The 12,134-nt window shown below is 43.3% G+C and carries 8 protein-coding genes, 8 tRNA genes and 2 rRNA genes; 16 read left to right on the plus strand and 2 right to left on the minus strand.

Features of this window, described 5'->3' with window-relative positions:
- Positions 1-158: 158 nt before the first annotated feature.
- The 10 genes from DESMER_RS07520 (at position 159) to DESMER_RS07565 (ending at position 4,429) form a co-directional block, all read left to right on the plus strand.
- Positions 159-234 (plus strand) — tRNA-Ala (locus DESMER_RS07520).
- Positions 235-439: 205 nt separating this feature from the next.
- Positions 440-3,352 (plus strand): 23S ribosomal RNA (locus tag DESMER_RS07525).
- A 102-nt stretch (positions 3,353-3,454) separates the two neighbouring features.
- Positions 3,455-3,570 (plus strand): 5S ribosomal RNA (gene rrf, locus DESMER_RS07530).
- A 78-nt stretch (positions 3,571-3,648) separates the two neighbouring features.
- Positions 3,649-3,722 (plus strand) — tRNA-Trp (locus tag DESMER_RS07535).
- A 10-nt stretch (positions 3,723-3,732) separates the two neighbouring features.
- Positions 3,733-3,808, plus strand: a tRNA-Glu gene (locus DESMER_RS07540).
- A gap of 6 nt (positions 3,809-3,814) precedes the next feature.
- Positions 3,815-3,890: transfer RNA gene (locus DESMER_RS07545), tRNA-Val, on the plus strand.
- Positions 3,891-3,895: 5 nt separating this feature from the next.
- Positions 3,896-3,971, plus strand: a tRNA-Asp gene (locus DESMER_RS07550).
- Positions 3,972-3,979: 8 nt separating this feature from the next.
- Positions 3,980-4,068 (plus strand) — tRNA-Ser (locus DESMER_RS07555).
- Positions 4,069-4,258: 190 nt separating this feature from the next.
- Positions 4,259-4,333: transfer RNA gene (locus DESMER_RS07560), tRNA-Cys, on the plus strand.
- A gap of 8 nt (positions 4,334-4,341) precedes the next feature.
- A tRNA-Leu gene (locus DESMER_RS07565) sits at positions 4,342-4,429 on the plus strand.
- A 235-nt stretch (positions 4,430-4,664) separates the two neighbouring features.
- Here the strand turns inward: DESMER_RS07565 and DESMER_RS07570 are convergent.
- On the minus strand, positions 4,665-5,405 hold the full coding sequence (locus DESMER_RS07570) for a sigma-70 family RNA polymerase sigma factor (protein WP_014902467.1): 741 nt from the start codon (positions 5,403-5,405) through the stop codon (positions 4,665-4,667).
- An 88-nt stretch (positions 5,406-5,493) separates the two neighbouring features.
- On the minus strand, positions 5,494-6,042 hold the full coding sequence (locus DESMER_RS07575; RefSeq protein WP_014902468.1) for a GNAT family N-acetyltransferase: 549 nt from the start codon (positions 6,040-6,042) through the stop codon (positions 5,494-5,496).
- A gap of 514 nt (positions 6,043-6,556) precedes the next feature.
- Between DESMER_RS07575 and DESMER_RS23750 the strand changes: the two genes are divergently transcribed.
- From DESMER_RS23750 to DESMER_RS07600, 6 genes are all read left to right on the plus strand, one after another.
- Entirely contained in the window at positions 6,557-6,724 is a 168-nt protein-coding gene (locus tag DESMER_RS23750; RefSeq protein ID WP_014902469.1) for a hypothetical protein, read from the plus strand.
- 33 nt (positions 6,725-6,757) lie between these two features.
- The gene (locus DESMER_RS07580) at positions 6,758-7,363 is read left to right on the plus strand and encodes a DUF3793 family protein (protein WP_014902470.1); all 606 of its coding nucleotides are present in this window, start codon (positions 6,758-6,760) and stop codon (positions 7,361-7,363) included.
- A 446-nt stretch (positions 7,364-7,809) separates the two neighbouring features.
- Positions 7,810-8,901: a TRAP transporter substrate-binding protein gene (locus DESMER_RS07585; protein ID WP_014902471.1), complete on the plus strand. Its 1,092-nt coding sequence runs from the start codon at positions 7,810-7,812 to the stop codon at positions 8,899-8,901.
- 19 nt (positions 8,902-8,920) lie between these two features.
- A complete protein-coding gene (locus DESMER_RS07590; protein WP_014902472.1) occupies positions 8,921-9,430 on the plus strand; it encodes a TRAP transporter small permease in 510 nt (169 codons plus the stop codon).
- Positions 9,427-10,737 carry a TRAP transporter large permease gene (locus DESMER_RS07595; RefSeq protein WP_014902473.1) on the plus strand — a complete coding sequence of 437 codons (1,311 nt, stop codon included), beginning with the start codon at positions 9,427-9,429 and terminating at the stop codon, positions 10,735-10,737. Before DESMER_RS07590 ends, DESMER_RS07595 begins: the two co-directional genes overlap by 4 nt.
- A 456-nt stretch (positions 10,738-11,193) precedes the next feature.
- Complete coding sequence (locus DESMER_RS07600) at positions 11,194-12,036, plus strand: HDOD domain-containing protein (RefSeq protein ID WP_014902474.1); 843 nt, start codon at positions 11,194-11,196, stop codon at positions 12,034-12,036.
- Positions 12,037-12,134 lie beyond the last annotated feature (98 nt).

The following is a 12,134-nucleotide window of genomic DNA, read 5'->3' on the forward strand; positions in this document are numbered from 1 at the left end:
CATCCTATTGGTCGATTCTCACGAAGAACATCGGTTGAAAGACTTAAGTTCGACGAGAGATCAATAACGAGTCGTAAGACTCACGCCGAGGGATCGGCAACTCATTGGAAACAGCTGTTGTTTAGTTTTGAGAGACCAGGATGGTAACTCAATATTGTGGGGGTATAGCTCAGCTGGGAGAGCGCTTGAATGGCATTCAAGAGGTCAGCGGTTCGATCCCGCTTACCTCCACCATTAAATTGAGTTACAGGAATCCTAAGATCTCAATCATAAAATGCAAGATGGGTTATCTTAGTCACTAGGCTAAAATAATTCCTACATCATGCCAGCATTTTGTATATTGTTTGTTCTTTGAAAACTGCATAGAGAAAACTAGTAAAGTCGAACGAATTCACATCAATACGGACGTATTGAGTAAACCTAAAAGTAGCGACCAATAGGTCAAGCTATTAAGGGCGTACGGTGGATGCCTAGGCGCTAAGAGTCGAAGAAGGGCGCGGTTAACAGCGAAATGCCATGGGGAGTCGTAAGCAGGCTTTGATCCATGGATACCCGAATGGGGCAACCCAACCGGAGTCATGTCCGGTTATCCTCAACTGAATACATAGGTTGAAGAAGACAACCCGGGGAACTGAAACATCTAAGTACCCGGAGGAAAAGAAAGAATCATCGATTCCCTGAGTAGCGGCGAGCGAAACGGGAAGAGCCCAAACCGAATCCTTCGGGATTCGGGGTTGTAGGACCCTCTTTTAAGAATGGAATTCTAGTCGAACAGATCTGGAAAGGTCGAGCAAAGAAGGTAACACTCCTGTAGACGAAAGAAGGACATTCTGTGAGGGAATCCTGAGTACCGCGGGACACGTGAAACCCCGTGGGAAGCAGGGAGGACCACCTCCCAAGGCTAAATACTACTTAGCGACCGATAGCGAACCAGTACCGTGAGGGAAAGGTGAAAAGCACCTCGGAAGAGGAGTGAAAAAGAACCTGAAACCGTACGCTTACAAGCAGTTACAGCACAGTTATGTGTAGTAGCGTGCCTTTTGTAGAATGAACCGGCGAGTTACGGTATGTAGCAAGGTTAAGGCGAGAAGCCGGAGCCGAAGCGAAAGCGAGTCTGAAAAGGGCGAAAGTTACATGCTGTAGACCCGAAACCGTGTGATCTACCCATGGCCAGGGTGAAGGTGGGGTAAAACCCACTGGAGGCCCGAACTCACTGTCGTTGAAAAGGCAGGGGATGAGCTGTGGGTAGGGGTGAAATGCCAATCGAACACGGAGATAGCTGGTTCTCCCCGAAATAGCTTTAGGGCTAGCCTCAATTGATGATCGATGGCGGTAGAGCACTGAATAGGCTAGGGGCCTTACCAGGTTACCGAACCTTATCAAACTCCGAATGCCATCAGATTTAGATTGGGAGTCAGACTGTGGGGGATAAGCTTCATAGTCGAAAGGGAAACAGCCCAGACCATCAGCTAAGGTCCCAAAGTATACACTAAGTGGGAAAGGATGTGGAATTGCACAGACAACCAGGATGTTGGCTCAGAAGCAGCCACCATTTAAAGAGTGCGTAATAGCTCACTGGTCGAGTGGTTCTGCGCCGAAAATGTAACGGGGCTCAAGTGTATCACCGAAGCTATGGCTTGCACTTTATGTGCAGGGGTAGGGGAGCGTTCTATCAGCAGAGAAGTCAGACTGTAAGGTCTGGTGGAGTGGATAGAAGTGAGAATGCCGGTATGAGTATGCGAAAAGGAAGGTGAGAATCCTTCCCGCCGAAAATCTAAGGATTCCTGGGGAAGGCTCGTCCGCCCAGGGTAAGTCGGGACCTAAGCCGAGGCCGAAAGGCGTAGGTGATGGACAACTGGTTGAGATTCCAGTACCACCTAGAAATGTTTGAGCAATGGGGTGACACAGAAGGATAGGTTAAGCCAACCGTTGGTTGAGTTGGCCCAAGCGATGAAGGAGGTAGGGTAGGCAAATCCGCCCTGCGATACTCTGAGACGTGATGGGGAGCGAAAATTAGTAGCGAAGTAACCGACTCCAAGCTGTCAAGAAAAACCTCTAGTGAGTGACTAGGTGCCCGTACCGTAAACCGACACAGGTAGATGGGGGTGAGAATCCTAAGGCGCGCGAGAAAACCCTCGTTAAGGAACTCGGCAAAATAGCCCCGTAACTTCGGGAGAAGGGGCGCTCTTCGAAAGAAGAGCCGCAGAGAAATGGTCCAGGCGACTGTTTAACAAAAACACAGGTCCCTGCTAATCCGAAAGGAGATGTATAGGGGCTGACACCTGCCCGGTGCTGGAAGGTTAAGAGGAGAGGTTAGGGGCAACCCGAAGCTTTGAATTGAAGCCCCAGTAAACGGCGGCCGTAACTATAACGGTCCTAAGGTAGCGAAATTCCTTGTCAGGTAAGTTCTGACCCGCACGAAAGGTGTAACGATCTGGACACTGTCTCAACGAGGGACTCGGCGAAATTGTAATACCCGTGAAGATGCGGGTTACCTGCGACAGGACAGAAAGACCCCATGGAGCTTTACTGTAGCTTGACATTGGATTTTGGTATAAAATGTACAGGATAGGTGGGAGACTAAGAAGCTAGGGCGCCAGCCTTGGTGGAGTCAACGGTGGGATACCACTCTTTTTGTACTGAAATTCTAACTAGGTCCCCTGAATCGGGGATTAGGACAGTATCAGGTGGGCAGTTTGACTGGGGCGGTCGCCTCCTAAAGAGTAACGGAGGCGCCCAAAGGTTCCCTCAGCGCGGTTGGAAATCGCGCGAAGAGTGTAAAGGCAAAAGGGAGCTTGACTGCGAGACCTACAAGTCGAGCAGGGACGAAAGTCGGGCTTAGTGATCCGGTGGTACCGAGTGGAAGGGCCATCGCTCAACGGATAAAAGCTACCCTGGGGATAACAGGCTTATCTCCCCCAAGAGTCCATATCGACGGGGAGGTTTGGCACCTCGATGTCGGCTCATCGCATCCTGGGGCTGTAGTAGGTCCCAAGGGTTGGGCTGTTCGCCCATTAAAGCGGTACGTGAGCTGGGTTCAGAACGTCGTGAGACAGTTCGGTCCCTATCCGTCGCAGGCGCAGGAAATTTGAGAGGATCTGTCCCTAGTACGAGAGGACCGGGATGGACGAATCCCTGGTGTACCAGTTGTCTCGCCAGAGGCATAGCTGGGTAGCTATATTCGGAGCGGATAAGCGCTGAAAGCATCTAAGCGCGAAACCGACCTCAAGATGAGATTTCCCACAGCGAAAGCTGGTAAGACCCCTGAAAGATGATCAGGTTGATAGGCCAGGTGTGGAAGCACGGTGACGTGTGGAGCTGACTGGTACTAATCGGTCGAGGGCTTGACCTAAATCGAGACGCTAGGTGAGTGGCTCAAATTCTTAGACAATACTAGATAGACTCTGTGCAGTTTTGAGAGAACAGCAATCGAAAGAAAGCGATATCTCAGACATCTGGTGATTATGCCGGAGGGGTTCCACCCGTTCCCATACCGAACACGGAAGTTAAGACCTCCAGGGCCGATGATACTTGGGGCATAGCCCCTGGCAAAGTAGGTTATCGCCAGGTAAGACATAGGGACTACTTAGGTAGTTCCTTTTGTGTCCTTATTACCTAGAAAAAGGTGATATTATCCACCCCAATCCTAGGGGATTAGTTTAATGGTAGAACAGCGGTCTCCAAAACCGTCAGTGGGAGTTCGACTCTCTCATCCCCTGCCAATTCTTATCTGGCCCGTTGGTCAAGCGGTCTAAGACACCGCCCTTTCACGGCGGTTACACGGGTTCGAATCCCGTACGGGTCACCAATTTATGGGCGATTAGCTCAGTTGGTAGAGCGCCTGCCTTACAAGCAGGATGTCGGCAGTTCGAATCTGTCATCGCCCACCAATCCTGGCCCCGTGGTGTAGTGGTTAACATGCCTGCCTGTCACGCAGGAGATCGTCGGTTCAAGTCCGATCGGGGTCGCCATCATACTTGGAGGGGTGTTCGAGTGGTTTAAGGAGCTGGTCTAGAAAACCAGTGACTCCGCAAGGGGCCGTGGGTTCGAATCCCACCCCCTCCGCCAAAAAAAGCAAATAATAGGGTGGGATTCGAACGGGCGGATAAAGAAAAGCCGACCTTTGGGAGGGTTTTCCCGCCCCGGCGTGATAGTGAGCGAAAGCGAGCGGAGCGAATCCCACCCCCTCCGCCAGCATTTATATTTGCCTTGGTAGCTCAATCGATAGAGAAGCGGATTGAAAATCTTAATAACAAATGGCGGCATAGCCAAGTGGTAAGGCAGAGGTCTGCAAAACCTCTATTCCTCAGTTCAAATCTGAGTGCCGCCTCCAATTCATTTGCCGATGTGGCGTAACTGGCAGACGCACGGGACTTAAAATCCCGCGGACTTAACATCCGTACCGGTTCGATTCCGGTCATCGGCACCATGACATCTAACCCCGCTACATACAACCTGATGCAAGTACAGTTGGAGTTTGGATTCGAGTTCTTAAAATTCCAATTATAGCTTCAGACAAATATTATGCACCTCATTGATTGCCTTTTTCTTTGAATAATATAAGTATGCCCTTAGTTCATTAATGAGGTCTCCATGTTACTAATAGAGAGCGCTCATCAGCTTTAAAAGCTGATGAGCGCTCTCTATTAGTAACTTACTCTCTCTTACTCACTCTCCTTCATTGCTTTGATTAATAAGTGAATAGCTTTCTTTTCTAACCTTGAAACATAGGAACGTGATATTTTAAGTGTATCGGCCACTTCTTGTTGAGAGCATTCCTGGCTGTTCATCAGACCATATCTCATTTCAATGACTTGCCGGCAAAGAATTGGTAATGTTTTGACCTTTTCCAGTAGAAATTTGTGATCCTCCTCATTGATGATTTGATCAGGAATCGGGCAAATATCTGCTTCTAGGTTGTCAATAATAATTAGTTCATTCCCGCTATCATCTTCCCCGATGGGCGTAAAAAGAGAGGTTTCGGATTTTCCGCGCCCTCTACGGTAGTGCATTAGAATCTCGTTTGTAATGCAGCGTGTTGCGTAGGAACTAAGCTTGACTCCAACCGCAGGTTTGAATGTATCAATTGCTTTAATTAGGCCAATTAGTCCTATGGAAAAAAGATCTTCATTATTTTCTTCGAATTTGTTAGCAGTAAATGCTACTAGACGTAAATTGTGTTCAATCAGCATGTTTCGGGCATGTTCAGCCTGAATGACTGTATCTATCGGTACCACATTGGAGTTGGAGTTAGCACGACCACGCAGTAAAATTTCAAAGTAACGTGATTCATCCTCTTTACTGAGCGGTTTTGGAAGGGATTTATTATTAATATATGAAACGAGAAAAGTCATCCCTTTAAGGACAGAGAGGGTAAAACCAGTAAGGTAAAATTCCATTAACATCAGTTTCACTCCTTTCGCATTGTTTTATAGTATGCGAAAGAAGAGAGGTAGGTGATTTATACTATAATATACATTTAATGGCAAACGATCATCGAGTGTACCGACCCTGATAGCCGGGGAAGTCGTCTAATTCTTTGGTTGAAAGAAGAGTAAATCCCATTTTAATCCAAAATTCTCGTGCCTCAACAACAGATCCCAGGATAATGTATTTGAAACCCAACTCACTGACCAAATCTTTAAGCCAATTGATACAGATTGTTCCAATTCCCATTCTTCTAAAGTGTAAAGGCAATGATAATCGATCTACGTAAATTCCTTGCTTTGCATTACAAAAATGAAGCCAGAGCTGTGTATTGTCTTTTTCGCTCAGATTATCAAAACTCACGCTATCAGTCTCGCAAGTTATCGTTTCAAATTTTAGGCTGTGGGTTAGGACTAAGGAGTCTCTCAACATTTCTACCCAAGATAGAACATTCTGGTAAAACAAAACCATGTTTTGATTTCTCGCTTTAGTAATCAAAGGTTTATAAACGAAAATCCCAGTATCCTTAGGGCTGGTGCAAAAGAAATTGTTTGAGAAAGTGTTAGAAATATAATTAAACCCATTCTTATTTTTCTCACTATCAACGAGCGACATTATAAAACAACTCCTCTCAAATTGAGAATACTTGGTGTTAAAAACAGCATATGTATAGTTGGGACGATAATTTACAGAATATTATGCAAACTAATTGGGTAAAAACTTTGATTGTCGTTAGTTTCTTCAGTTTCTCCATAGTTTCAGTGACATCAAACTTCTAAGTGATTTATCTCCATATCCATAAATGTAAATGATAATAAATATCATTTACATTTTGCCTGAAGTATTGTAGAATTAAGTTATTGAAATAGTGATTCAGATAAAGTATTAGGAGAATACGAAATTTTAAAGCGTAGTAATTTGTCGCTGAAAATGGCTCAATCACGGAATTACACTAGACTAAGCACTCGGTTTTTTAGATGCCCATTATTAACTCAAGAAAGTCGCATTAGTAATCCTAATAGGAAAGAAAGTTCAATACAGCAGAATAGTAGGGGATTGAAGCTTAATTCAATTGATAACCAAATTCAATTTTAAGCTGTTTTATTCTAAAAAGAGAGGATTGTTGTTAATGAAAGTAATTTCAACTACTAACAAAACCTTTGTGTCGATTAGCTCAAATGACTTCTGGAGAGAGGGGCAGTGGTTAAGATACTGGGAGGATAGAATAAAGGAATATGATGTAGCTGTGCAACAGGATGGACTTACCAAAAGAACTGTTGATACTGATGAGCGCTAGAGTCAAAGGATCACAGAAAGAGGTGGTCTGTTCATGAACTTTATGAGTCTACGGCGTAGTATTATGGACGACAAGAGTTATCTATACATATCCATAGCTTACTGGGCGGCACCAACCATTGCTAAGCAGAAACCATCTTCACTAATAGCTTTCTCACATGATAGTCGTGATCTTTACAGTCTTTGGGAGTCCCATAAGCAAGAAATCACGGAAAAACTACAGCTAGAGTACTTTGAGATTCGTAAATGCCCTCGAAGAGTGCTAGTGATTTTTTTGGATAGGACACTATTAATAAAAACTCTATCAGTATATAAAAATAAGAAGTTTCTTATGGCTATTGGATATCCTAGAAAATTAATCTTGGATGAATATCTAGTATTACTAAAAAGACATTTTCAAATATCTTGTCCTCACGAAGTGGGTATCTTTCTGGGCATACCTTTAGAAGATGTTCTTGGATTTATAAAATTCAAAGGTAAAGAATGCCTTCTTAACAGCTATTGGAAGGTATATCATAATCTCGAAGAGGCTAAAACAATTTTTGCTGCTTATGATAAGGCCAGAGTTGAGGCGATTTCGTCACTTTCATTTTTGGAGTACTCAAGTCCCGTCAATGAAAACCTAATTAGTACGGCTTAATAGTAATTGGGTACTATATAAATCTAAAGATACATGAATCTGGGTGGTTGAAGAGGCTATCACCAAGACAGTGAAGAGGGAAATATCTTACTCCGATATAAAAAATATTTTTTATATCTAGTTTTTACCATAGTAATATGGTAGTATAAATATCGTAGCGTTCATTAATTGCCTAACTGTTTATCCGGTAGTTGTCGATTAATGGAAGAGTTTTCGTAATAGCACCATTAAAAATGGTAGCATTAGCAGCGTGGACTTGTAGTATAGTAGAGTGAGTAGTTAAGTTGTTTTCTATAGGTAGGATTGTAGGACGGTAGGAAATAAGGATGTGGTTTATACTCTATCTCTGTCTATTTATGGACGGGCAAGGGTGTTTTCGCAATTTTTAACTCCTATTTTTAGGAGTTTTTTATTTTTTAATCATTATTAAAAAGGAGAGATTGTTTGTGAAAAAGGGGCTATGGAAATCACTTAAACAAAAGTCATTAGGAAGAGGACTTTTACTCGGGGCGATGGTGCTAAACTTACTTTTTGTTTCGGGATGCGGACAGAGTGCATCTGCTCCGACTGATACGAAATCTCAATCAGTGGAGTTAAAATTGGCCCATTTCTTCCCTGCTACTCACCCGGCTGAGAAAGAATTAATTCAGCCTTGGGCAAAGGCGATTGAGAGTGCGACTGAGGGCAGAGTAAAAATCACCAGTTATCCAGGACAGACGCTTTCCCAGGCCGATGCCACTTATGACGGGGTTATTAATGGAATTTCAGATATGGGCCTTTCTTGTTTTTCATACACGCGAGGTAATTTTCCGGTGTTGGAGGTATTTGAACTGCCCGGTATTAAGTATGTGAATTCTAAGGCTGCCAGTAAAGTTGCCTGGGAAGGGATCAAACAAATTAATCCAAAGGAGGTTCAGGATACCAAACTAATGATGGTATTTACAACAGGCCCTGGGGATCTATATACAAAAGAACCTGTACGTGGTCTCAAGGATTTAAAAGGGTTAGAGATTAGGGCTACTGGCCTTAGTGCCAAAAGTCTGGCTGCTCTTGGAGCGTCTCCGGTAGCAATGGCTCAATCTGAAGCCTACGAATCATTGTCAAAAGGTGTAGTTAAGGGGAATCTAGGTCCAATCGAGGTTCTACAGGGCTGGAAACAGGCAGAAGTCACAAAGTATCTAACGTTGACACCATTTTTATACAATAATTTATTCTATATTACCATGAACCTCGACAAATGGAATTCTCTTACCCCGGAAGATCAGAAAGCAATTGAAGCTGTTAATGAGAAGTTCTTTAACGAAGTTGCCATGGGTTTATGGGACAAACAGAATGAAGCAGCTTTAAAGTATGCGGTGGATGAAAAAGGAATGGAAGTTATTAATCTGTCTCAAGAAGAGCAGGAACAATGGATGAGCTTGGTTAAGCCAATTCAGGACGAGTTTATAGCTCAAATGAAACAAAAGGGGCAGAACGGTCAAGAAATTTTGGATAAAGTGAAAAGTCTTGCAGATCAATACAACAAGGAGTTTCAGTAATCCTAGGAGGAATTAAGAGTTGAAATTTACTGACCTGGTAAAAGGAGTAAGCAGCATCTTGGACAAATTTGCACCCCTGTGCATTTTTTTTGTAATGCTGTTGATTGTAGCAAATATATTTTTAAGGACAGTTTTGAACCATCCAATTTTGGGAACCTATGAGTTGGTAGGCTTTTTAACCGCTGTGGGTGTGGCCTTGGCCTTAGCGCACTGTGCTTTCAAAGATGGACAGATTGCAGTTAGCTTGATCATGGAACGTTTCTCTAATAAATGCCAAGCTATGGTTTCTTTTTTCGTTAACCTTGCTTCTTTAGGGTTATGGGCTGCCGTTGTCTGGTCGTTAGGTGAATTAGCGCAGACTATGAAGATTAAAGGGCTCGTTTCGCCCTCAGCTGAAATACCTGTTTACCCATTTATCTATTTAATTGCTATAGGCTTATTGGGGCTTTGTCTAGTGCTATTAAATAAGTCAGTGATATCCTTCCGACAAATTCTGGGAAATGACTCAGCAAAGAAGGTGGCACGATGAGCATATTCTTAGTTGGGTTAATTGGAATCGCTGTTTTCTTTGGTCTGGTGATGGCACGTATGCCTATTGCCTATGCCATGGCGCTGGTGGGTTTTGGAGGATTTAGTTACCTTACTTCGGTGCCTGCAGCTATGGATATGTTGGCTAAAGAACTATATAATACCTTTACCTCTTATTCACTGAGTGTTATTGTCATGTTTGTCTGGATGGGGTTTCTGGCTTTTTATTCAGGAATTGGCACAAGTCTCTATGTTTTTGCCTATAAAATGATCGGACATTTGCCCGGCGGGCTGGCAATTGCTACACAGGCAGCGTGTGCTGTTTTCGGGGCTATTTGCGGCTCTAATACCGCAACAGCGGCAACAATGGCTGCCATCGCTTTGCCTGAGATGGATAAATATCATTACGATAAGTCATTATCCACAGCTAGTATTGCGGCAGGAGGGGTCTTAGGGATACTGATCCCTCCAAGCGTTATATTTATTTTATATGGAACCGCCACGGAACAGTCTGTGGGTAAGCTTTTTATGGCCGGAATTATTCCCGGAATCCTTCTGACGGTTTTAAACATGGGTATGATTTATATTCTCACCTTGCGTAACCCAAGTTTGGGGCCGGCTGGCTCCAAGTCGACTTGGAGAGAACGCGTTCGTTCTTTGCGGGGAGGTCTGGGTGAAGCCCTTGCTGTGTTTGTACTTTCCATTGGCGGCTTATTCGCAGGCTGGTTTACCCCTACTGAGGCGGGAGCGGTAGGTGCGGGAGGAATACTCATTATCAGCCTATTGGAAAAACGTCTTAGTTGGGAAAATCTAAAAAAGTCCTTATATGATACAACACGAACTAGTGCCATGATCATGCTTATGCTTGCCGGGGCGGTTATGTTTGGTCGCTTTATGGCAATTAGCAGGGTACCCTTTGAACTGGCTAATTGGGTAGGATCTCTACCCCTGCCCTCATTTGCCATTATGGGCATGATTCTCTTAATTTATCTTATTCTGGGATGCTTTATTGATGCCCTAGCGTTAATTTTGCTGACTATCCCAATATTCTTCCCCGTAGTTGTTAATACCTTGGGGTATGATCCAATTTGGTTTGGGGTAGTTGTAGTACTGGTTGTAGGGATGGGGGTTATTACTCCTCCCGTTGGGATGAATGTTTATATAATTAAAGGGATAGCGCCAGAGATTCCGTTAGAAACAATTTTTAAAGGAGTATGGCCATTCCTATTCACAATTGTTATATGTATAATTCTACTGATGGTTTTCCCGGGAATTGTTACCTTCTTGCCAGAGCTCATTAAAGGGTAAGAAAAAATCAATAGCTTGTATTTTGGGTTGACCGCTATATATTAGGTCAACCTTTTTTTATTTATCAGAAAATTTTACTTTTCGTCGCATATTCTTCAACGTCTAAAAACTGTGTTGCATGAAGGTTTAACACGTGCAAAGACAGTGCTGCAAGAAGGTGTAAACACGTGCGAAGACAGTGTCTTCGTCGTAGTCTGAAGGATAAGTGCATCTAAGGCGGTCGCCAGCCAAGTTTTTCTTATCTAAAGTTGATTGGAGGTTCTAAAAAAAATAGATAAGCATACTTATTCTTAAAAATAACGGCTATAGATAGAAATATTGGTAATTTCCTGACTTAGGGATATAAGTGAGATTTTTGTTGGGATGTTGTGGTAAACTATTAATATCGCTAGAGCTCTTAATAGTTTAATTTTTGAACATTTTTTAAATGTATAGTTATCAAAGGGAGGTAGTTAAGTGTCTATCAAATTAGAACATGTATTAAAGCGCGTACATGCACTTCCTCCCTTACCCTCATCAGCTATCCAAGTGTTAGAACTTACGAATAATCCTGCTACCTCTGTTAAACAGCTTGAAACTGTTATTGGTAAGGATCCTGCTCTTACGGCAGGGATTCTTCGTCAGGCTAATTCTGCTTATTATGGTTACCCCAGAAGAATCTCGTCCCTTCGGGAAGCTATCGTTTTGCTCGGTTTTCAGCTAACTCAAGAGTTAGCTATGTCTGCAGCAATTTCACCTGTTCTTAAAACCAATCTAGCGGGTTATGAGATAGACCAAGAGGGACTATGGAAACATTCCTTACTTACAGCGATGGCTGCGAGAAAGGTGTGTCAACATTGTAAACTTCCTTACGGAGAGGTTGCCTTTATTGCAGGATTACTTCATGATATCGGTAAACTAGTTATTTCCGTCTATGTTCAAGAAGTTAGCGATTTTCTACGGCAGAAAGCAAAGGACACACCGCTTACTTTTGTAGAACTTGAAGAAAAAGTAATAGGATTCGACCATGCAAGGGCGGGCGGTTTTTTAGCTCGATCATGGAATTTGCCTGAAGAATTAGTAGCTGCAATTTCTTTTCACCATTCCTTAAGTAACGCTCAGAATCATGAAGAACTGTCTAGTGTAATCCATGTTGCCAATGGTCTTGCTAGTTTATTAGGAGTTGCAGGAGGGGTGGATAGTTCATTGAATCCTATCCGCCAAAAGGCTCTTGACCTTCTGAACTTCCAAACGTCGGATCTTGAACTTCTCAAGGATGACCTTAGCAAAGTTCTTGTAGATCCTACCATTTTTGGTTAATGAATTGAATCTCCTAAGATAACCCTGACATAGGCATTATGAAGCTGTCCTAACACTTGTAAGTCTTGGCTTCAAATTCTCAAATCCTGAAATTCAAA

Source organism: Desulfosporosinus meridiei DSM 13257 (assembly GCF_000231385.2).
GTDB classification, from domain to species: Bacteria; Bacillota; Desulfitobacteriia; order Desulfitobacteriales; family Desulfitobacteriaceae; genus Desulfosporosinus; species Desulfosporosinus meridiei.